The 20,834-nt window shown below is 48.6% G+C and carries 20 protein-coding genes; 15 read left to right on the top strand and 5 right to left on the bottom strand.

Translation table 11 applies throughout. From position 1 onward, the window contains the following. Nucleotides 1–2: 2 nt before the first annotated feature. The gene (gene dnaN, locus CFK45_RS11870; protein ID WP_096086657.1) at nucleotides 3–1,109 is read right to left on the bottom strand and encodes a DNA polymerase III subunit beta; all 1,107 of its coding nucleotides are present in this window, start codon (nucleotides 1,107–1,109) and stop codon (nucleotides 3–5) included. Nucleotides 1,110–1,119: 10 nt separating this feature from the next. Beyond that, nucleotides 1,120–2,748 carry a chromosomal replication initiator protein DnaA gene (dnaA, locus tag CFK45_RS11865; RefSeq protein WP_096086656.1) on the bottom strand — a complete coding sequence of 543 codons (1,629 nt, stop codon included), beginning with the start codon at nucleotides 2,746–2,748 and terminating at the stop codon, nucleotides 1,120–1,122. A 494-nt stretch (nucleotides 2,749–3,242) separates the two neighbouring features. Between dnaA and rpmH the strand changes: the two genes are divergently transcribed. From rpmH to CFK45_RS11815, 10 genes are all read left to right on the top strand, one after another. After that, on the top strand, nucleotides 3,243–3,377 hold the full coding sequence (rpmH, locus tag CFK45_RS11860; protein WP_067157157.1) for a 50S ribosomal protein L34: 135 nt from the start codon (nucleotides 3,243–3,245) through the stop codon (nucleotides 3,375–3,377). A 39-nt stretch (nucleotides 3,378–3,416) separates the two neighbouring features. Further along, entirely contained in the window at nucleotides 3,417–3,821 is a 405-nt protein-coding gene (gene rnpA / locus CFK45_RS11855) for a ribonuclease P protein component (RefSeq protein ID WP_096086655.1), read from the top strand. Between the two features lie 8 nt (nucleotides 3,822–3,829). Further along, a complete protein-coding gene (gene yidD, locus CFK45_RS11850) occupies nucleotides 3,830–4,090 on the top strand; it encodes a membrane protein insertion efficiency factor YidD (RefSeq protein WP_239923661.1) in 261 nt (86 codons plus the stop codon). Further along, a complete protein-coding gene (gene yidC, locus CFK45_RS11845; protein ID WP_096086653.1) occupies nucleotides 4,087–5,757 on the top strand; it encodes a membrane protein insertase YidC in 1,671 nt (556 codons plus the stop codon). The genes yidD and yidC overlap by 4 nt, the downstream gene beginning before the upstream one ends. Then, the gene (gene mnmE / locus CFK45_RS11840) at nucleotides 5,757–7,112 is read left to right on the top strand and encodes a tRNA uridine-5-carboxymethylaminomethyl(34) synthesis GTPase MnmE (protein WP_096086652.1); all 1,356 of its coding nucleotides are present in this window, start codon (nucleotides 5,757–5,759) and stop codon (nucleotides 7,110–7,112) included. The genes yidC and mnmE overlap by 1 nt, the downstream gene beginning before the upstream one ends. 631 nt (nucleotides 7,113–7,743) lie before the next feature. Further along, nucleotides 7,744–9,633, top strand: a complete 1,890-nt coding sequence (gene mnmG / locus CFK45_RS11835) for a tRNA uridine-5-carboxymethylaminomethyl(34) synthesis enzyme MnmG (RefSeq protein ID WP_096086651.1) — start codon at nucleotides 7,744–7,746, stop codon at nucleotides 9,631–9,633. A gap of 1 nt (nucleotide 9,634) precedes the next feature. Beyond that, entirely contained in the window at nucleotides 9,635–10,279 is a 645-nt protein-coding gene (gene rsmG, locus CFK45_RS11830) for a 16S rRNA (guanine(527)-N(7))-methyltransferase RsmG (protein ID WP_096086650.1), read from the top strand. A gap of 60 nt (nucleotides 10,280–10,339) precedes the next feature. Continuing rightward, the gene (locus CFK45_RS11825) at nucleotides 10,340–11,137 is read left to right on the top strand and encodes a ParA family protein (protein ID WP_096086649.1); all 798 of its coding nucleotides are present in this window, start codon (nucleotides 10,340–10,342) and stop codon (nucleotides 11,135–11,137) included. Between the two features lie 36 nt (nucleotides 11,138–11,173). Then, on the top strand, nucleotides 11,174–12,079 hold the full coding sequence (locus tag CFK45_RS11820) for a ParB/RepB/Spo0J family partition protein (protein WP_096086648.1): 906 nt from the start codon (nucleotides 11,174–11,176) through the stop codon (nucleotides 12,077–12,079). Between the two features lie 165 nt (nucleotides 12,080–12,244). Further along, nucleotides 12,245–13,507, top strand: coding sequence for an HDOD domain-containing protein (locus CFK45_RS11815; RefSeq protein ID WP_096086647.1), 1,263 nt, complete (start codon nucleotides 12,245–12,247; stop codon nucleotides 13,505–13,507). On the opposite strand, the gene CFK45_RS11810 is transcribed toward CFK45_RS11815, so the two are convergent. Then, nucleotides 13,481–15,283 (bottom strand): ABCB family ABC transporter ATP-binding protein/permease, encoded by a 1,803-nt coding sequence (locus CFK45_RS11810; RefSeq protein WP_096086646.1) that lies wholly within the window; start codon nucleotides 15,281–15,283, stop codon nucleotides 13,481–13,483. The two genes, CFK45_RS11815 and CFK45_RS11810, sit on opposite strands and share 27 nt — an antisense overlap. Nucleotides 15,284–15,327: 44 nt before the next feature. Between CFK45_RS11810 and CFK45_RS11805 the strand changes: the two genes are divergently transcribed. After that, on the top strand, nucleotides 15,328–15,810 hold the full coding sequence (locus tag CFK45_RS11805; RefSeq protein ID WP_096086645.1) for a YajQ family cyclic di-GMP-binding protein: 483 nt from the start codon (nucleotides 15,328–15,330) through the stop codon (nucleotides 15,808–15,810). Nucleotides 15,811–15,919: 109 nt separating this feature from the next. Continuing rightward, nucleotides 15,920–16,357 (top strand): arsenate-mycothiol transferase ArsC, encoded by a 438-nt coding sequence (locus CFK45_RS11800; RefSeq protein ID WP_096086644.1) that lies wholly within the window; start codon nucleotides 15,920–15,922, stop codon nucleotides 16,355–16,357. A 38-nt stretch (nucleotides 16,358–16,395) separates the two neighbouring features. Here CFK45_RS11800 and CFK45_RS11795 read toward each other — a convergent pair whose 3' ends face one another. Both CFK45_RS11795 and CFK45_RS18345 read right to left on the bottom strand, forming a co-directional pair. Continuing rightward, nucleotides 16,396–17,463 carry a hybrid sensor histidine kinase/response regulator gene (locus CFK45_RS11795; protein WP_275655696.1) on the bottom strand — a complete coding sequence of 356 codons (1,068 nt, stop codon included), beginning with the start codon at nucleotides 17,461–17,463 and terminating at the stop codon, nucleotides 16,396–16,398. Nucleotides 17,464–17,709: 246 nt separating this feature from the next. Further along, complete coding sequence (locus tag CFK45_RS18345; protein WP_143247570.1) at nucleotides 17,710–17,847, bottom strand: response regulator; 138 nt, start codon at nucleotides 17,845–17,847, stop codon at nucleotides 17,710–17,712. Between the two features lie 77 nt (nucleotides 17,848–17,924). On the opposite strand from CFK45_RS18345, the gene CFK45_RS11790 reads away from it, so the two are divergent. From CFK45_RS11790 to atpB, 3 genes are all read left to right on the top strand, one after another. Further along, nucleotides 17,925–19,052, top strand: coding sequence for a DNA alkylation repair protein (locus CFK45_RS11790; RefSeq protein WP_096086642.1), 1,128 nt, complete (start codon nucleotides 17,925–17,927; stop codon nucleotides 19,050–19,052). Nucleotides 19,053–19,319: 267 nt separating this feature from the next. Next, entirely contained in the window at nucleotides 19,320–19,706 is a 387-nt protein-coding gene (locus tag CFK45_RS11785; RefSeq protein ID WP_096086641.1) for an ATP synthase subunit I, read from the top strand. A 123-nt stretch (nucleotides 19,707–19,829) separates the two neighbouring features. Next, a complete protein-coding gene (atpB, locus tag CFK45_RS11780) occupies nucleotides 19,830–20,771 on the top strand; it encodes a F0F1 ATP synthase subunit A (protein WP_096086640.1) in 942 nt (313 codons plus the stop codon). Nucleotides 20,772–20,834: the final 63 nt, after the last annotated feature.

Genomic DNA, 20,834 nt, shown 5'->3' with positions numbered 1-20,834 from the left:
AGTTAAAGGCGCATAGGCATAACAACATAAGAAGCCTGATCATCTTCAGCATCTTGAATAAGTGCCGAACTATTGGCATCACTCAAAGTGATCTTGGCTTTCTCACAGCTAAGCACGTTAACAACATCAAGCAGATAACTAATATTAAAACCTACTTCCAGGTTTTCACCCACGTAATCCACTGCAACGTGGTCTTCAGCTTCTTCTTGTTCGGGGTTGTTTGCCACTAGCGTAATTTGGTTGTTTTCTACCAGAAGTCGCACACCGCGATACTTCTCATTAGATAGAATCGCTGTACGGCTAAAAGCCTGCTTTAACTCAATGCGGTCGCCAATAACAATCTTGTCACCACCGCGGGGAATAACCTGAGAATAGTTAGGGAACTTGCCTTCGACAAGCTTAGAGGTAAAGGTAAATGCAGCTGTTTTAGCACGAACGTGATTTTTACCTAAGATAATCTCAACCTGCTCGTCACCATCGGCAACAAGGCGGCTCAACTCGATAACACCTTTGCGGGGCAAAATAGCCTGCACTAAAGATGAAAAGTCAGCCTGCTCCAGCTCCGTCGAAGCTAAGGCCAAACGGTGGCCGTCTGTGGCAACAACACGAAGCTTGTTTTGCTCAAGTTCCCACAACATACCATTGAGGTAGTAGCGTACGTCCTGCTGAGCCATCGCAAAGCCAGTTTTGTCGATCAAAGCCTTAATGCTCGCCTGGGAACAGCTAAAACTATGCTCCTGCGTACCCTCTTCCACTGCAGGGAATTCACTCGCAGCCAAAGTGCTCAGAGTAAAACGGCTCTTGCCACTCTTTAATACAACCTTTTGCTCGTCGAGTACAAAATCAATTTGCGAGCCGTCGGGTAAGGCCCTGCATATGTCGATAAATTTCTTTGCTGGTACGGTGATTTCACCATTGCTGCTGTCTGCTTCGAGCTGTAGGCGTGCAACAATCTCAACTTCAAGGTCGGTACCGGTCATACTCAACTGACCATCTTGCACACTTACCAAAATATTCGCCAAAACAGGCAGAGTGTGGCGCCGTTCAACCACACCTCCGACCATAAGCAGGGGTTTAAGTATGGCTTCTCTTTGTACTGAAAACTTCATTGTAAGTCCCTTAGGTCGTTAGGGTTCGCAGTAAATTTTTAACGTCTTCATGAATATCGGCATCGCTGTCGATAAGCTCTTTTACTTTTCTGCACGCATGCAGCACAGTTGTATGATCTCTACCGCCAAAGGTTTCACCAATTTCAGGAAGACTGTGATTAGTCAGTTCTTTAGCTAAATACATAGCGACCTGACGAGGCCTGGCAACCGAACGACTGCGCCGCTTACTGTGCAGATCTGAAATCTTGATTTTATAGTACTCGGCAACAACACGCTGGATATTATCAATGCTCACCAGTCGATCTTGCAGAGCCAACAGGTCTTTAAGTGCTTCTCGCACTAATTCAACGCTGATCTCCCGCTGAGTAAATTGGGCGTTGGCGATAACTCGCTTTAAGGCCCCCTCAAGCTCACGAACATTTGAACGTATTCTCTGAGCAATAAAAAATGCTGCATCATTCGGAAGATCCATTTTTGCTTGCTGAGCTTTACGCATTAATATCGCCACTCGGGTTTCCAGCTCAGGGGGCTCAATTGCTACGGTTAAACCCCAGCCGAAGCGGCTTTTTAAACGCTCTTCAAGACCAGCTATTTCTTTGGGGTACTTATCGCAAGTAACGATAATCTGTTGGCCCCCTTCTAACAAAGCGTTAAATGTATGGAAAAATTCTTCCTGGCTGCGCTCTTTCCCAGCAAAAAACTGAATATCATCAATCAATAAAGCATCTACCGAACGATAAAAACGCTTAAAGTCGTTAATGGCATTCAGTTGCAGAGCCTTAACCATGTCGGCAACAAAACGCTCAGAATGTAGGTAAAACACCTTTGCATCCTGACTTCTGGCTTTTAATGCATTACCGACCGCGTGCATCAAGTGCGTTTTACCGAGCCCTACTCCACCGTAAATAAACAGGGGGTTATAAGCACCACCGGGGTTTTCGGCAACTTGAGAGGCTGCAGCTAACGCAAGTTGGTTTGATTTACCGGTTACAAAGTTATCAAAAATAAAATCGTTATTAAGATTACTTTTATGAGCTATACCGCCTTCCAGGTCAGTTCGACTAACTCGAGTGCCGGCATCGAGATCTTGCTGATCGAGCCCAAGCTCTGTTTGTACTTGAGGTTGATCGAGTACCGGCGGAGGAGCTGGCGCAACTGCGACAGGCTCGACCAAAGCGGTGTTGCTAAACTCTTGCCTGGGCTGAGCTGAAAACAGCTCAGTGGCGGGCTTATTAAATGCGGTGTTTGTATCGTGCGCAGCAACAGACGCGTAAGCGCCTGGTCCACCGGGTACCGAGAGCGGCTGCTCATCTCTAGCGCCATTAAACGAAGACGCAGCAATGTTTGTATTTTCAACAACAGGGCGGCTGACGGCACTCGGCACCGTGCGCTGCACGCTCGCGCTACCTAATTCGACTTTGATCGGGTGCTCTGGGCTGAACTGACGGCTCAGATCTTCAATACGAGCGCGATATTTATCATTGACCCAATCCAGGACAAAACGGTTAGGTGCAAGTAGCTCTAAGGTATGCTCATCCAACTGTTGAGCATTCAAAGGCCTGATCCAGGTATTAAATTGCTGCTCTGGGAGCTCTGAACGCAATTGATCGACGCAGGCTTGCCAAATTTGTTCTAACAAAGCTTATCTCCAACAATAGATTTGGCAGTTTCCCTGTCACACGTAGACGAAGTGCAGACTTTGAATGGAGCAGATGTGTGGATAACTAAGCTAAGGCTTTAGCTGATAATTGCCAAACGGCCGGACATTCTACGTGAGCCCTCTATTTTTATCCACACGTTTTTTCATCTTCGCTCAACAAAAGCTAAAAAAAATTTTTTAATTTAAAAAACAACAAGTTATATAAAAATAAATATTATCTTGACCTATTAAATCAAAACAAATCTGTGGATAAACCAGTGAATAAAAAGTAGTTAATATGTTTATTAGCTGTTCAAAAAGCCTTGCAGAGCGCATTTTTCCACACACTTACCCCCCTAGTGCTGACGCTTAGATTTGTTTAATAAAGTTGATTGCAATTTAACCGAGCATCGCATAGAATCGCGCGTCCTTTTACGAGGCCAGGCCAACTGCCGGGCCATGAGACCCAGGTCCAACTTCAAAAGAAGATTGATATGAAACGTACATTCCAACCCAGCAACCTGAAACGTAAGCGCACTCACGGTTTCCGTGCTCGTATGGCGACTAAGAACGGTCGTAAAGTTCTGGCTCGTCGTCGCGCTAAAGGCCGCAAGGTTCTTTCTGCTTAATAAAGGCCCAGCCTTTTACTTAAGCATTGTGAACTCGGGGTGAGCGTCTCGTCAGAAACCGGTAAACAGTCTTTTGGCAAAGAACAACGCCTGCTGACTAAAAGCCAGTTTCAATATGTTTTTGACCAGGCCCCGATTCGCGTCTCCCACCCCTCTCTTCTTATATTGGCAAAACCCAATAAGCTTGCTCATGCACGCCTGGGCTTAGTTATCGCCAAAAAACAAATTAAGCTCGCCGTTCGCCGCACTCGTATCAAGCGTTTAATCCGCGAAAGCTTCCGCTTGAGAGCGGAGAAACTTCCGCCAATAGATGTTATAGTGCTCGCGCGCAGCAGCGCCGACACGCTTGAAAACAGCGAAGTGACCACTATCCTCAACGGTCTATGGAAGCGAGTAAGCAAAAAGCAGCACAAACTGCTGCAACAAGCCCAAGCTCAACAGTAAAAACGATCATGCAGCGCATGCTTGTTGCTTTGCCCTGTTTGCTGATACGTATTTACCAGTTGTTTATCAGCCCCATGCTCGGCCCTCACTGCCGCTTTAATCCCAGCTGTTCGACTTACGCCTATGAAGCATTGCTCAAGCACGGTCTTCTTCGCGGCAGTTTGTTGAGCTTAAACAGAATTCGCAAATGTCACCCTTGGCACGAGGGCGGAGACGACCCCGTGCCGGGAACGGAAAAAATTAAAACTACTAAGGTCAAACTGAAATGAACCGCCTTCGCTACGCACTGATGGCCGCCATTGCTGTTGTTTCGTACTTATTGTTTATGCAGTGGAACGACTTCAGCGAAAAGCACAAACCTCAACAAGATGTTGAAACTGTCAGCAGTGCTCCAGCTCTAGCTAGCCCCCCCACAGTGCCTGCGGCTGAGGTCGATCAAAGCAATGACCTTCCCGTTGTGCAAACAGCAGAGCAAAAAGTAACACAGCAGGATGCAACTCAAGCTCAACTTATTCACATCAGCACGCCAGAGCTTGAAGTAAAAATTGACACGCTCGGCGGCGATATCGTCTATGTCGGCCTGCCGCAATTCAAGGTCAGCCTTGATTCCGATGAAAACTTCGTACTCCTAAACAGGGGCGCAAACGATATCTACGTTGCACAAAGTGGTTTGGTTGGCCCCAACGGTACCGATCGCAGCGCCTATGATCGCCCGATTTACAAGAGCGAAAAATCTGAATTTAAGATGGCTGAGGGTCAAGACACACTCAACGTCGACTTAAGTTTTGTAAAAGACGGTGTCGAACTGACTAAGCGCTTCAGCTTTAACCGCGGTTCATACTTAATCGAACTCGACTACCTAGTCAAAAATAACACTGAGCAACTTTGGCGCGCGGCGCCCTATGGGCAAATCCGCCGCACCGACTACGATGTGCCGGCCGATGTTGGCATCGGCGTCAGCCCCTTTCTCGGCCCCGCCATTACCACCGCAGATAAGAATTACGCAAAGTTCAGCTTTAGCGACATCGCCGATGAGCCCGAAAAAGAAAGCATAGACGGCGGTTGGTTGGCCATGGTTCAGCACTACTTTATCAGTGCCTGGGTCCCCAATCAGGAAACTGAAAACACCTATAGCTTGCGCAAGCAAAGCAACAGCAAGCTCTTTATTTTTGAATACGTCGGTTCGCTGGTCAGCATAGAGCCAGGACAGAGCGGCGAAATCAAAAGCGAGTTTTACGCGGGCCCCAAAAACTTGCGCACACTTGAAGCAATTAGCCCCCACCTGGATTTAACCATCGACTACGGCTTCTTGTGGTTTATCGCTAAGCCACTATTTTTTGCGCTGGATTGGATCTATGGTTTTGTCGGCAACTGGGGCGTCGCCATTATTTTGCTGACGCTCGGAATCAAAGTGGTGTTCTTTTACCCTTCGGCCATCAGTTATCGCTCGATGGCCAAGATGCGCAAGTTGCAGCCGATGATGGCCGAACTCAAAGAGCGCTACGGTGACGACAGACAGAAAATGTCTGCCGAACTGATGAAGATCTACCGCAAAGAAAAGGTAAACCCGCTCGGCGGCTGTTTGCCGATATTGCTACAAATGCCGGTATTTATCTCTTTGTACTGGATGCTGATGGAAAGCGTTGAACTGCGCCACGCTCCTTTTGCACTGTGGATCACCGACCTCAGTGTCAAAGATCCGTTCTTTATCCTGCCATTGATTATGGGCTTTACTATGTGGATTCAGCAGAAGCTGAACCCGACACCGCCAGACCCAATGCAGGCCAAAATTATGCAGTGGTTGCCCGTTATCTTTACGGGTTTATTCCTGATGTTCCCAGCCGGGCTCGTGCTTTACTGGGTTGTCAACAATACCCTGAGCATCGCTCAGCAGTATGTTATCACCCGTCAAATTGAGCGCGGCGATTCTAAATAATGGCTAGCGCCGATACGATTGTCGCCATAGCCACCGCACCCGGTCGCGGTGGCGTCGGCATCGTTCGTGTTTCGGGCCCCAAAGCACAAGAAATCGCCGCCGCGTGCACGGCCAAACAACTGCAGCCGCGCCACGCCAGCCACTGCGACTTTCTAAACGCCGATCAGCAATGTATCGATCAGGGCTTGGCCCTGATCTTCAGCGCGCCAAACTCCTTTACCGGCGAAGATGTATTTGAGTTTCAAGGTCACGGCGGCCCCGTTCTACTCGATATGATTGTCGAGCGCTGTATTGAACTCGGTGCTCGCCCCGCGCGCCCGGGTGAGTTCTCCGAGCGCGCCTTTTTAAACGATAAGCTCGACTTAACTCAGGCAGAAGCGATTGCCGATCTGATTGACGCCAGCTCGCGCGAAGCCGCCAAACAAGCGGTGAACAGTTTGCGCGGCGCCTTTGCCGAGCAGATAGACAAGCTTGTCGACGAGCTAACTCACCTGCGCATGTATGTCGAATCCGCCATCGATTTCCCCGAGGAAGAAATTGACTTTCTCAGCGACGGCGTTGTTGAAAGCAAACTCAACAAGGTACTCGCTCACTTTGCAGAGGTACTCAATAAAGCACAACAGGGCTCAACCTTGCGCGAAGGCATGAAAGTCGTACTCGCGGGAAAACCCAATGCCGGTAAAAGCACCCTGTTAAATGCTCTCGCCGAAAAAGAAGTCGCCATTGTTACCGATATAGAGGGCACGACCCGAGATACGCTGACCGAGCACATTCATATCAACGGCATGCCGCTTCACTTAACCGACACCGCCGGCATTCGCGATACCGACAATGAGGTTGAGCGCATCGGCATCGAACGGGCATGGGCGGCAATAGAGAGTGCTGACCGTATTTTATTACTGGTCGATGCTAGCGCTTGGTCCGATCGCCAGCTTCACGCAGATTGGCCGGAATTTTTTGAGCGCGAACAGTTAAAACACAAGCTCAGCCTGGTATTTAACAAAATAGATTTGTGTCGCGAAACGCCATCTAGCAGCGACCAGATTCCAAGCTTTCAACTAAGTGCCAAAGATGGCACAGGGCTCGAACAACTGCGCCAACACTTGCTCGATACTATGGGGCTGAGCACACTCGCCGAAGGTGGCTTCAGTGCGCGTCGCCGTCATCTGGATGCTCTCAAGCGCGCCCAAGAGCTCTGCCAGCACGGTTTACTTCAGCTCGAACACTTTTGCGCGGGCGAGCTGCTCGCGGAAGACTTGCGCCAAGCCCAAGAAGCCCTGGGTGAAATAACTGGGCGAGTCAGCCCCGATACCCTACTCGGGCAAATTTTCTCTTCGTTCTGTATCGGCAAGTAGCTCGCAAGAGCACTGCCGCTTGCGCCCTCCCCTCGTCCGAGCTACTTGCAACACTCGCCTCAGTTTTGAACTAACAGCTGCGGGCTCACTCTACAGCCCTGCGGCAAAACAGCTGGCGACAAATTTATCTGATCAAAATAACAGTTTAATCACAACATATAAGCTACTTAGAGCACCCACTTACCAACAACTTCAGAATTATCCACAGCCAACTAGCAGCACTTCAACAGCTTCTGAATAAGCTTATTCCGCGTACTTATGTAGCAACAAAAAAAGTTAGTAAAACCAAGGAGATAAGTGGGCTATCAAGCTGTGTCCAAAAATGTGGATAAAAAAGAAATACGCGCCACTGAGGATAAGTGCCTATTTCATACAGAGCCTACAAACAGCAATTATCAGCTCCATACCTAAAACGTACATGAGTTATTATCGCTGCAAGGCTATGATTTAAATAGAAAAAACAGGGTTATACACAGAACTTATCCCCCTATATAACAACAACAACAATAAAACTACTTACATATATACATACATATATATTTATATACTTAATTTATTAATAGCTGTTTATAGTTCTTTTTTTGTACAACTTCTCTATAATGCACCGCCCTTAATCAGCACCCTTCTCGCTATGAATTATCCTGAGAGCTACGACGTTATAGTCATTGGTGGTGGTCACGCCGGAACAGAAGCCAGCCTTGCTGCTGCTCGTATGGGCTGTCGCACCTTATTGTTGACTCACAATATCGATACCCTGGGACAGATGAGTTGCAACCCTGCTATAGGTGGTATTGGTAAAAGCCATCTAGTCATGGAGGTTGACGCTCTCGGTGGAGCAATGGCTCTAGCGACCGATAAAGCCGGGATACAGTGGCGCATACTTAACAGTCGCAAAGGCCCTGCAGTGCGAGCAACACGTGCACAGGCGGATAGAGCGCTGTATAAAGCCGCAATTCGCGCAAGTTTAGAAAACCAGCAAAACCTGGATATCTTTCAACAAGCAGCAGACGACTTAATTGTCGACGGCGAAACAGTCTGCGGTGTCGTCACCCAAATGGGGCTCAAGTTCCGGGCGCAAAGTGTCGTATTAACGGCGGGCACCTTTCTCGGCGGGCGCATTCATATAGGTCTGGAAAACTACAGCGGCGGTCGCGCTGGAGATCCACCGTCGATTGCGCTTGCATCACGGTTAAGAGAGCAGCCTTTAGATGTGCGCCGGTTAAAGACCGGAACACCGCCGCGCATTGATGCGCGCAGTGTCGATTTCAGTGAACTCGAAGAGCAGTGGGGAGACAGCCCTACCCCTGTAATGAGTTATATGGGCTCGCAGGATGACCACCCACAGCAAACCTGCTGCTGGATCACCCATACCAATACAAAAACTCACGACTATATTCGCCAGGGCTTTGAGCGCTCCCCGATGTTTACCGGGGTGATTGAAGGCGTGGGCCCCCGCTACTGCCCGTCGATAGAAGACAAAATTAATCGTTTTGCCGATAAAGACAGTCATCAAATCTTTATTGAACCCGAAGGTTTGAACACCAACGAGCTCTACCCCAACGGTATTTCAACATCCCTGCCTTTTGATGTGCAGATGAACTTTGTTCGCTCTATTAAAGGTTTTGAGCAGGCCCATATCACGCGCCCGGGTTATGCGATCGAATACGACTTCTTTGATCCGCGAGGCTTAAAAGCAAGCCTTGAGACGAAGAGCTTGCAAGGTTTATTTTTTGCTGGCCAGATAAACGGCACAACGGGTTACGAAGAGGCCGCTGCGCAGGGCCTGCTTGCCGGGCTGAACGCGGGTTTGCGCGCGCAGGAAAAAGAAGCTTGGTGCCCTGAGCGCGACGAGGCCTATGTCGGTGTACTGGTTGATGATTTGATTAGCATGGGCACCAATGAGCCGTATAGAATGTTCACCAGTCGTGCGGAATATCGTTTGCTGCTTAGGCAGGACAACGCCGATGTGCGGCTGACGGCTAAAGGTCGTGAGCTCGGCCTCGTCGACGATAAGCGCTGGGCCAGTTTCTGTACCAAGAAAGAAGCGGTCGAACTGGAAAATCAGCGTTTAAGAGATACCTGGATTCAAGCCGGCTCCGTTGAAGCTGCTCAATTGGAAAACAAGCTGACGAGCAAAATCAACCGCGAGTATTCGCTAATGGATTTGCTCAAACGCCCCGAGCTTTGCTACCAGGATCTCAAAGATCTAAAAGGCACTGGTGTCAGTGATGAAGCGGTAGCTGAGCAGGTAGAAATTACCGCCAAGTACAGCGGTTATATCGACAGGCAGCAAGGTGAAATAGACAAGCTTCGCGCTCAGCAAAACACTTTGATTCCCGAAGACTTTGACTACAGCTCAGTTGAGGGTTTGAGCAATGAGTTGCAGGAAAAGTTAGGCGCTGCTAAGCCAGAGAGCATTGCCCGCGCCAGCCGCATTCCCGGTGTGACGCCGGCGGCGATTTCACTGCTGTTAATTTATCTAAAAAAGCGCGCTGCGCTGAAAAAGTCTCAGAGCGCTTAAGGTGGACAAACAACAATTTTTTTCCCGCCTCGAACAGGTGTGCGCCGAGCTCGAGCTTGATTTAAAGCCCGAACAAGCCCAACAGCTTCACGACTACTGGGCGCTGTTTTTGAAGTGGAACGCCAGCTACAACCTCAGCGCTATTCGCGATGGTGAGGGCATATTCTACAAACACATTGTTGACAGTCTCAGTGTGGTTAAGCTCTTTAAACTAAAAGGTGGCCAGCGCAATATTGATGTTGGCACTGGCGGTGGTTTGCCTGGCATCGTCTTGGCTATTTGCTTTCCCGAGCGGCACTTTAGTTTGCTCGACTCGGCGGGTAAAAAGATGCGCTTCTTGTTTCAGGTTAAACAGAGTTTAAGCCTCGACAATGTAGAGCTGCACAACTGCCGGGTTGAGCAGCACCAGCCGGACCCCGGCTACGACTTGGTCATCAGCCGCGCTTTTACGTCTGTCGCTAACTTCAGCTCCTGGTGTAAGCACTTACTTAAACCTGGAGGCGAATTTTGGGCGATGAAAGGCCAGTACCCCGACGCAGAGTTGAGCGAGATGGAAACTTGCTATATCGTCAGCGAGCATCACGAGCTTGTCGCGCCCGGTGTTGAAGGCGAGCGCTGCCTGTTAATACTCAAGCTACGCGACTAAGCGCCTCTGGGGCTTTTTAGCTCCAGACAGAATTATTGGCCGCAGAGCCAGGGGAAATACATGTCCAAGATTATTGCCGTTGCCAATCAAAAGGGCGGAGTCGGTAAAACGACCACTTGTGTCAATCTTGCCGCATCGTTAGCGGCAACTAAACGCCAGGTTCTGCTGATCGATCTCGATCCTCAGGGCAACGCAACGATGGGCAGTGGCGTGAATAAAAACGATGTGGATCTGAGTGTTTACGATGTGCTGGCCGAAGATGCTCCGATCGATGCGGTTGCTGTTGCAAGTGGTGAATGTGGCTACGACGTTTTACCTGCAAACGGTGATCTGACCGCTGCAGAAGTTGAACTGCTTAGTAAAGACAACAAAGAAAAACGCCTGGCCAGCGCGCTTGATAAAGTTCGCGATAATTACGACTACGTGCTGATTGATTGTCCACCGTCACTGAATATGCTGACGGTAAACGCACTGAGCGCCGCCGATGGTGTACTTATTCCTATGCAGTGTGAGTACTACGCACTCGAAGGTTTAAGCGCCCTGCTCAATACCATCACCTCGATTCAAAGTGTGCTTAACCCCGAGCTGAGCATCGAGGGAATTTTGCGTACGATGTACGATCCGCGCAACAGCCTGACTAACGATGTCAGTGCGCAGTTGAAAGAATATTTTGACGACAAGGTGTATCGCACTTGCATACCCAGAAATGTGCGCTTAGCTGAAGCGCCTAGTTACGGCTTGCCTGTTATCGCCTATGATAAGCAAAGTAAGGGAGCACTAGCTTACTTAGCGCTAGCTGGCGAGATGAATCGCCGCGAAGAAGAGCTGGTGCCCGAAGCAGCGGAAGTGCTGAATTAAAGCGGGCATCACTCGCTTCGAGATTAAGAGGACTTTATGGTTAAAAAACGGGGATTGGGCAAGGGTTTGGATGCGCTGTTATCAGCGGGCGTCGACAGCGCGACAAAAAAAACATCCGCCCCAAAAGATGCAGCAGAAACAGCAAGTGCTGACGGCACCTTAAAAAAGCTCCCGGTTGAATGGCTGCAGCGAGGAAAGTACCAGCCGCGTCGCGATATGGATCAGCTGGCCCTAGAAGAGTTAGCCGAGTCGATTAAAGCCCAGGGGGTTATGCAGCCTATTGTTGTGCGCCCTATCGCTGAAAACCGTTACGAAATCATTGCCGGTGAGCGGCGCTGGCGCGCGTCTCAACTAGCGGGCCTCGATCAGATCCCGACGGTTATACGCGAAGTTCCCGACGAAACAGCTATTGCGATGGCGCTGATCGAGAACATTCAGCGCGAAGACCTAAACCCGATGGAAGAGGCATTTGCATTAAAACGCCTGCAGGACGAGTTTGAATTAACACAAAAAGAAGTTGCCGAGGCCGTTGGCAAAAGCCGCACAGCAGTCACGAATACCTTACGTCTGCTCAACCTCAGTGACGAAGTAAAAACCATGCTTGAACACGGTGACCTGGAGATGGGCCACGCGCGCTGTTTGCTGAGCCTTGAGCCCGATAGCCAGCGCCAAGTAGCCCGAGCGATAGTTGCCAAAGGCTTGAGCGTGCGCCAGGCTGAAGCGCTGTCCAAAAAAGCACTGCAAAGTGACGATGTCGAGAAAGTGATTGTTGAGGAGGAAAATCGCGATATCGCCAATCTTCAAGAAAAGCTTGGTGAACAGATTGGTGTACCTGTTGAAGTGCAGCACAGTAAAAAAGGCAGCGGCAAGCTTGTGCTGAAATACAATAATCTCGATGAGTTAGATGGCATCCTCGCCCACCTGCAATATCAAGCGAACTAATTGCAGGTACTTATGGGGCGCTCAATGTGCCCCTGGTCTGTTTAATATCTTTACTGAATACGCTTGCTGAAGGTTCTTATCGCCTAACATAGTAGCAAGCCTTATCTTTATTCACTCCTATACTCTCTAAAGTACAACTAATAAGCTGGGACTTTAGGAGGCCTTATGAGCGTCAAGCTCGAAACACTGGACTGTTTTGAACCCTTCTGCGATCTCGACGAGCAAGGCAAGTTGATCGCCGCGACCTATATCAATATGGATATGGAAAAAAAAGGCACGCGCCTTTTTGCGGTTGGTGATCAGGATAATACCGAACATTTTTTATACGATGGTGAGATAGAGCTTGTCGCGCAAGACGGTAGAAAAAAAACTGTTGTCGCCGGCGATTCAGCAGCGCACTTCCCCCTTGCGCTGCTGCGCCCAAGAAAATTTAGCGCTGTTGTCAGTTCTAAAAATGCGCAGCTAATCAAGATTGATATCAAGTTACTACACGAACTTAGAAAAACCATACCGGTAAGCGGCGATAAGTTTTCAACGTTTGCGCCGTTTGCAGAAGAAGATTATGCGCCAGAAAACCATATGGATGCGCTAAAGAAGTTCTTACAGGATGCCAGTAAAGCCATTGTCGAAAACCGCTTGAACATTACTAATTTTGACAATGTCAGCTCAATGATATTTGACGTCATCCAGCGTCCCGGGGTGAGCCTCGATGAAGTCATCAGCGCTGTTCAGCTTGATGCTGCAATTAGTGCCAAACTAATTCGCGATGCCAACTCCGCATTTTTTGGCAGCTTAGCCAAAGTCGATACAGTCCGTGCTGCCGTTGTGCGCCTGGGGCTCGATCTTACCGTGCAGCTGGTAACAATTATGGTGATGAAAGAAGTTTTCCACTCCGAGCGAGGAAATCTTCAACAGGCCATGAGCAAGCTCTGGCACAGCTCAATGAAGCTGGCAACATTTGCTGCAGTGATTGGAAAAAGTGCCAAACCGAGCTTTAATCAAGGCCAGTGTTTGTTAGCGGGGCTCATGTATGAAATTGGCACCTTGGTTAGCATTGATTATCTCGATCAATATCCAAGTGTACTAAACCGCGTTAGCGACCAGGTCTTATCTGCAAATAATGTTAAGAAGAAGATGGGCTGCGACTTACTGCGTCACTGGCAGTTTCCAGATGTAATTATTGATGTAGTAGAGCATGGCGGTGACTTAAAGCGCGATACAGAAAAGGCGACTTTAGCTGACGTTATCAGTGTTGCACTTGTGCTTGTGCGTATGACGGCTTACCGCAGTACGCCAGTTGAAAAAATAGATAGCCTGCCCGCTTATCGGCGCTTAGGTTTTGCCAATAGGCAGGCGGGTTTTATCGAAAAAATACGAGAAGAAGCACACCGCTACTTGCAGTTATTCTCCGGCGCGCTCGCCGATTGAATGCTGCTCGGCTTCCTGCAACCGCCAGAGCTCTGCGTAGCGACCTTTTTGCGACAGCAGCGCCTGATGTTTTCCCTGCTCAACAAGTTTGCCTTTTTCCAATACGTAAATATGATCGGCGTTGGCGATGGTCGACAGTCGGTGAGCAATGACAACACAAGTCTTATTCTGGCTGATCTCGTCGACCGCTTTTAAAATCTCGCGTTCACTTTCGCTATCGAGCGACGACGTAGCCTCATCAAAAATCAGTATCTTGGGATTTTTTAATATACAGCGTGCAATAGCGACTCGCTGTTTTTCGCCGCCGCTTAATTTTAGGCCGCGCTCACCGACTACGGTATCCAGCCCTTCGGGTAGGCTCTTAATAAAACTACCCAGATGAGCGAGCTCGATAGCTTTGTTTATTTCCTGTTCGCTGGCGTCGACTTTTCCATAGCGAATATTTTCGTAGATGGTGCTGTTAAACAAAACCGTATCTTGCGGCACAAAAGCCATCTTTTGCCGTAAGCTATCGAGGCTGACTTGACGGATATCTTGCCCGTCGATAAGCACTTGACCACTTTCGCAATCGTAAAAACGAAACAGAAGTTTACTAATTGTCGATTTACCACTACCGCTGCTACCGACAATAGCCACCTTACTCTTTCCTGTTATGTTAAAGCTTAGGTTTTCAAATATGGGGCGTTGGCTGTGGTAGCGGAAGCTGATGTTGTTAAATTCGATAGTGCCATTAGTAAGCGCGAGCGGTTTAGCGTTATCTTGCTCTTTAATACTGGTTTTTACATCGAGCAACTTAAACATCTTTTCAATATTTGCCATCGACCCTTTCATTTCTCTATAGACAAAACCGAGAAAATTCAGCGGCATAAATATCTGCATCATAAAAGCATTGATAAGAACAAAATCGCCGATGGTCATAGAGCCATCGCTGACTTTGTAGGCAGCGAGAATCATCGCCGCGGTCATAAACAAAGAGATAATACTTGCCTGGCCGCCATTTAATGCAAATATGCTCAGGCGGTTTTTGCGCCTAGCAGCTTCCCACTCACTTAGATTTTCATCGTAGAGTTTGGCCTCATAGTTTTCATTGCTGAAGTATTTAACGGTTTCAAAATTTAATAGGGAATCCACTGCGCGGCTATTGGTGTCGGAATCGGCCTTGTTCATCTGCCTGACAAAACGTGTACGTCGCTCCGTGGCCCAAACAGACCAAAGCACATAGAAAAAAATTGCCAAAAAGACAATAAAACCAAACCACCAGCTGTACTTACGTGAAAGAATGGCGATGACCAGCACAATCTCTAGTAAGGTTGGCACGATGTTAAAAACCATAAAACGCAGCAAAAAGCTGATACCCGTTGTTCCGCGCTCGATATCGCGGCCAAGGCCTCCAGTTTTTCTATCTAAGTGGAAGCTCAGATCGAGGTTGTGTAGATGCTTAAACACCTTAAGTGCAATATCGTGCATTGCGTGTTCTGTCACCCGCCCGAACACCGTATCGCGAAGCTCTGATAACAACACATTCGCAAGGCGAACCGCGCCATAGGCAAGCAGTAGTACCAACGGCACGGCAACAAGCTGGTGTTCTACTTGGTCTAAGTTGTCGACGATGTGTTTAAGTACAAAAGGCAGGCCTATGCTTGCGACCTTGGCGGCAATTAGAAGTACGATAGATAAAACCAGGCGCTGCTTGTAACGCCACAGATATGGAAGAAGTTTTTTGAGACTGGCCCAACTTACTTCAGAATAAGATACGTGAGTGCCTTGACCTCGCAATCTCAGCTCCTAATAATCAACAAAATTTTTTAAGGAGACGGGCTGTGCCATCTTTTGACATTGTATCTGAAATCGACAAACACAATCTGCAGAACGCTATTGAAAACGCCCAGCGCGATTTGGGAAATCGCTATGACTTCAAAGGTACGAAAGCCAGCTTTGAGTGGTCTGACCCGGCTGCAGTCATGGTTGCAGAGCAGGAGTTTCAGTTAAACCAGATGCTGGATATCTTGATCGCCAACCTGGTAAAACAAAAGATAGACCCAGAAACCATGGATAGCGGCAAGGTCGAAGGTGCGAGCAAAGGGGTGAAACAGAAAATTGACTTTAAAGAAGGTATCGATAAAGACGTTGCTAAAAAGCTGACCAAACTGATCAAAGACAGCAAACTCAAAGTTCAGGCTCAAATTCAAGGCGATCAGTTGCGCGTCACTGGCAAGAAAATTGATGATTTGCAAGCGGTGATGCAATTAGTTCGAGAAGCCGGCCTCGGCCAGCCGTTTCAGTTCAAGAATATGAAGAGTTAATATTGTTCTTCATTGGTGATTTACGCATTGTCCTGGGAGGCTCTGAACACAGGCGGGCCTCAACGATAAGCAGCTTCCACTCGACTTTATCTTTCTTGAGATATTTACAATGAAAAAACTCCTCTTCCTCTGCACTGGCAACTACTACCGCAGCCGTTTTTCTGAGGAATATTTCAACCACCACTGTCGTCAAAACAACCTGCCCTGGCTTGCCGACTCCATGGGCATACAGCGCGATTTTACCGGCAATGGAAATGTTGGCCCGATCGCCGAACAAACCCTGGCCAAGCTCACTGAAGTCGGTATTGAACCTGTCGGCCACGAGCGCATGCCCAAACATGTTCAAGCCGAACATTTTGATGAATTTGATCGTGTAATCGCAGTCAGTCTCGACGAACACAAAGCGATGCTCGCCGACATCTGGCCTGAAGATGTGTACCAAAAGGTAGAGTTCTTTGAAGTTGAAGACCTGCATATTTACCACCACGAAGTGGCGTTTCCGAGGCTGATAGCTTCGCTTGATAAACTGTTATTAGAATTGAGCTAATACCTTGAGCTGTTTGGGCTCAAGCTTAGCTTTTGTTATTAAACAGGCTTTTTAGGAAGGCTGACAATAAAACAGGCACCGCCTAGTTTACTTTGTTCGTAGCTGATTTCTCCGCCGTGAGCCTGTACGACCGTATGGGCAATGGCTAAACCCAGCCCCGTGCTTTTTTCGCCACCTGTCGCTTGGGTGCTAAGAACCTTAAATGCCTTAAACAAATCCGCTTGTTCCTCTTTGCTGATACCGGGGCCGGCATCGGCGACTTTGAACTCAATACTTGCGCCCAGGTCTTCAAGTGCAATTTCAATCTTTGAACCCTGAGGGCTGTACTTGATGGCGTTGGTAAGCAGGTTGTCGACGACCTGACGGATCTTGACGATATCAAAGTTCGCCATCAGGCTTGTTGGCATAAGTTTGTTTAAGTTCATGCCTTTGCTTTCGGCGTCGGCGACATACAGTTGCACACGATCCTCAATAAGACGGGCGATATCTTCATCTACTAAAGTGAGTTTTAACTCGCCGCTTTCAATCGCGCTGACATCTAACAGGTCGCTGAGCAAATCCAGCAACGCCTGCGAGCTGTTGCTGATCATATTTAACAGGTGCTGCTGGCGCTCGGCTTTGGGCTCGCGTTTGAGTATGTAGTCCGCCGCTGTTTTAATTGCGCCAATGGGGCCGCGGATATCGTGTGCGGCCGTGCCGAGTAGCTTATTTTTAGTGTGATTTAACTCTCTGAGCTCGGCGTAGTTCTCGACTCTATCTACCGCGTGGTTTATTCGGCATAAAAATTCTTCGGGGATAAACGGTTTAATCAAGAAGTCATTCGCACCGCTTTTTATAAACTGAGCCGATAATGTGCGGCCGCCTTGAGCGCTGACCCCGATGATTTCAAGTTGCTCGCGGCTGTATTTTTCGCGCATGGCCGAGGCGAGCTGAAAGCCGTCCATCTCATCCATAAAACAGTCGAGAATAGCCACACAAATATTAGGGTTGTGCTCGAGTACCTGTAACGCTTGTTTACCGCTGCTGGCTTCGTGCACTAACAAACGCTGAGTTAACAGCAGTCGTTTCATACTTTTTCGTGCAACCAAGCTGTCGTCGACAACCAGAACTTCAACACCCTGATTTTTGTAAAGGCGGTGTATTATCCAGCTGATATAGTCGAGGCTGTGGCTGCCGTTTTTGCTGGCGTAGTCGGCAATGCCGCGCTCCCACAGGTCGTCTTTTAAACCTTGGTCATCGGCGCTGGTAAAAACAATGGCGGGAATTTTGGCGGCGACAACTAGGTCTGTCGCTTCACCGGATGGTGCGTCGGGCAGGTGTAAGTCTACGATGGCGGCAAAATATTCTTGCCCTTATTTAGCTAATAGCTCCCTGGCTTCGGCCATGCTAAACGCTAAGTCGCACTCAAAACTGTGGCTTTCGCTCAGCAGTTTTTGCAACATCATGGCGAAGGACTTGGTATCCTCAATGATTAAGACGCGCTCGGGCATACTTGCTTGGTCGGTCGGTTTTTCCTACGGCCAATTAAGCATAGACCAAGCTTGCAACAGCTAGTCGGATTTTGGTGATGACAGACAAACTTTTAAAAGACCAGCTCAATGAAAGCTCGGTGCTGGCGCTAAGTGCCTTGCTGCAAACATCGGGGCTCAACTTTGATGCAGACAAATTTAAGAGTTTGCTGCTCGATGATTTACTGCAACTTGAGCTAAAACAGCGGGTCCAGCTTATTTGCTCTGCGCTTGAGCAGAGTTTGAGTGATGACATCAGCGAGCAGATAACGGCGTTCACTAAACTGCCAGCACTTGTTCATTCAACACATAAACTAAGTGCCTTTGAAGCCTGGCCATTAATTGACTACATCGGCCACGTCGGAATTGAAAAGCCCGAGCTTGCCCTGCCCTGTCTCGCCGATTTGACTCAGTTATTCAGCGCTGAATTTGCGATTCGCCCGTACATCGAACGCTATCAGGATCTGTGTTTTGAATTCTTTAAGCTCTGGGTAAAAAGCGACGACGAGCACGTACGCAGGTTGGTCAGCGAAGGTACGCGCAGCCGTTTACCTTGGGCTGCGCAATTACCGCGCTTTCGCCAGAAGCCAGAGCTACTCGAGCCGTTTTTAACAGCGCTTAGCTGTGATGACAGCGCCTACGTCAGAAAGTCTGTCGCCAACAATCTCAACGATATCAGCAAAGACAATGCCCAGTGGATGCTCGGCCTGTGCCATTCGTGGCAGCAGTTGTCGCTCGATGCAGCTCTAGCAGAGCGGCGGGATTGGGTGATCAAACACGCCTGTCGCACCCTGGTCAAAGCTGGCAATAGCGAGGCGCTGGCTCTGCTCGGCTATAGCGGCAAAGCAAAAAGTGTCGAGCTGAAACTTGAGCACACAAAAATAGCTTGGCAGGGCGAGCTTAACTTTTGCTGTGTGGTGCACAATTCAAACAAAAGCCTGAATGCTGTACTGGACTATCGCTTGGAGTTTCAGCGTAAGAATGGCCGTTCCAGCAAAGTGTTTAAACTTAAAAATGTAAACCTGCGCGCCAATGAAACAGTGCAGCTGAACAAGTGTTACAGCTTTGCTGAGATTTCAACTCGGCGCTATTACCCGGGTGTACATACAATCGAGATCCTGCTCAACGGTGATGTCGTGGCGCGCCAAAGCTTTGAGTTAGAGGCCGAGCTGCTGTTAGAAGCCTAACAACTAATGTCGTTAAACGTGCAAAGATATGCGGCTAACATGCGGCGCTTAGACTCGATTTAAATAAAAGCTGAAGTGGCTGTTGAACCACCTGCTCTTCATCCCTATAATCGCGTGGCCCCAAACCGGCTCGGGGTGATAATTAGAGAATTAATTCTCGTTTAATGTATTGAGATCAGTGCGCCCAACCCAGGTTGTGACGCGCCAAACTGACAGAACTGACACGGTTCCATTAGACGACTGGTAGCAAATACACTGATTGCGAGCATGAACAACTTTAGCCCGCTGCTTTACAGCCTGAAGCTGCAGCTGCTTGCGACTGTAATCGTTTCGCCTCTGGCTGCCCTGTGGGGCAAGGTCGAGTTTTACTCCCTCTTGCTTGGCGTGGCGGTGTATGTCCTGCCAAACCTCTATTTCACCTATTATGCCTTTCGTTTTCACGGTGCTGACTATGCCGCGTGGATTAAACACAGTTTTATGTGGGGCGAAATGGGCAAGCTTAGCCTGACGGCAATTGCCTTTGCGTTGGTTTACCGCTTCGTAGATCCGCTTGAGGTCAAGGCGCTGTTTTCAGGTTTTGCCCTAATGATTATTTTGCAGTGTTGGTTGGGCCGCAAGGTCGCCAACATGCTCGCCGAAACTAACGGCGAATGATGAGGTCCAAGCTGCGCGACTGGGATGAGCGCAGCCGGGGGACCTTGAGTGCCGCGAGAGCATTAAGCTTTCTGGCACCGATAACAAGTTTCTTAAATAGTTATACAGGTAGCTAAACAAGCTATGGCAAGTTCATCTGAAGGCTTAACCGCCACTGGATATATCCAGCACCACCTGCAAAACATGACTTACGGCAAGCTCCCTGCCGGTTATGCTCGCCACAACGCCGACGGAACAAGCACTGTTCTTGAAAACTCAACCTGGACTCTGGCTCATTCAAGCCAGGAAGCAAAAGACATGGGTTTTACCGCGATTCACGTGGATACCATGGGCTGGTCTATTTTGCTTGCGAGCCTGTTTTGTTTTATGTTCTGGCGCGTCGGCAAAAAAGCAACCGAGGGTGTGCCCCGCGGTGTGCAGAGTTTTGTTGAGCTGATTGTTGATTTTGTTAACAACACGGTTAAAGATATTTTCCACCACAAAAACACCATGATCGCGCCGATGGGCCTGACCATCTTCTGCTGGGTCTTCCTGATGAACCTGATGGATCTGATTCCAGTTGACTGGCTGCCTTCTGCAGCGATGTGGGTCACCAACGACTCTCACTTCTTCTTTAAAGTGGTGCCTACCACTGATCCCAATGCCACTTTGGGCATGGCGATCTCTGTATTTGCGCTGATGATCTTCTTCTCTATCAAAGAGAAAGGCGCCTGGGGTTTTGTTAAAGAGCTGACTTGCCACCCCTTCTTTGCTCCAAAGAAACTGTGGTACCTGAACATCGTTCTGATCCCAATCAACTTCATTCTTGAGACCGTCGCCCTGATTGCCAAGCCTATCTCTCTCGGCCTGCGACTGTTCGGAAATATGTATGCCGGTGAAATGATTTTCATCCTGATTGCCCTGTTATTCAGCGTTGGTCTGGTACTGGGTGTCGTTGGCGGTGTTTTGCAGTGGGCGTGGGCGGTATTCCACATCCTTGTGATTACCTTGCAGGCATTTATCTTCATGGTTCTGACCACGGTTTATATGGCCATGGCTCACGATAATCACGATGAAGAACACTAAGTAAGAATTCAATTAACCTTTTCTTTTAACTTTTTATTTACATCTACGTTTCTTAGGAGAAAT

Origin of the sequence: Agaribacterium haliotis (assembly GCF_002312815.1) — a bacterium.
In the GTDB taxonomy this organism is placed as follows: Bacteria; Pseudomonadota; Gammaproteobacteria; order Pseudomonadales; family Cellvibrionaceae; genus Agaribacterium; species Agaribacterium haliotis.
This window is presented reverse-complemented; position numbering and strand designations above follow the sequence as displayed.

Excerpts from the sequence above, each read along its gene's own strand:
- dnaN (WP_096086657.1), bottom strand. The coding sequence starts at position 1,109 with ATGAAGTTTTCAGTACAAAGAGAAGCCATACTTAAACCCCTGCTTATG.
- rpmH (WP_067157157.1), top strand. The coding sequence starts at position 3,243 with ATGAAACGTACATTCCAACCCAGCAACCTGAAACGTAAGCGCACTCAC.
- yidD (WP_239923661.1), top strand. The coding sequence starts at position 3,830 with ATGCAGCGCATGCTTGTTGCTTTGCCCTGTTTGCTGATACGTATTTAC.
- yidC (WP_096086653.1), top strand. The coding sequence starts at position 4,087 with ATGAACCGCCTTCGCTACGCACTGATGGCCGCCATTGCTGTTGTTTCG.
- mnmE (WP_096086652.1), top strand. The coding sequence starts at position 5,757 with ATGGCTAGCGCCGATACGATTGTCGCCATAGCCACCGCACCCGGTCGC.
- mnmG (WP_096086651.1), top strand. The coding sequence starts at position 7,744 with ATGAATTATCCTGAGAGCTACGACGTTATAGTCATTGGTGGTGGTCAC.
- CFK45_RS11825 (WP_096086649.1), top strand. The coding sequence starts at position 10,340 with ATGTCCAAGATTATTGCCGTTGCCAATCAAAAGGGCGGAGTCGGTAAA.
- CFK45_RS11820 (WP_096086648.1), top strand. The coding sequence starts at position 11,174 with ATGGTTAAAAAACGGGGATTGGGCAAGGGTTTGGATGCGCTGTTATCA.
- CFK45_RS11815 (WP_096086647.1), top strand. The coding sequence starts at position 12,245 with ATGAGCGTCAAGCTCGAAACACTGGACTGTTTTGAACCCTTCTGCGAT.
- CFK45_RS11800 (WP_096086644.1), top strand. The coding sequence starts at position 15,920 with ATGAAAAAACTCCTCTTCCTCTGCACTGGCAACTACTACCGCAGCCGT.
- CFK45_RS18345 (WP_143247570.1), bottom strand. The coding sequence starts at position 17,847 with ATGCCCGAGCGCGTCTTAATCATTGAGGATACCAAGTCCTTCGCCATG.
- CFK45_RS11790 (WP_096086642.1), top strand. The coding sequence starts at position 17,925 with ATGACAGACAAACTTTTAAAAGACCAGCTCAATGAAAGCTCGGTGCTG.
- CFK45_RS11785 (WP_096086641.1), top strand. The coding sequence starts at position 19,320 with ATGAACAACTTTAGCCCGCTGCTTTACAGCCTGAAGCTGCAGCTGCTT.
- atpB (WP_096086640.1), top strand. The coding sequence starts at position 19,830 with ATGGCAAGTTCATCTGAAGGCTTAACCGCCACTGGATATATCCAGCAC.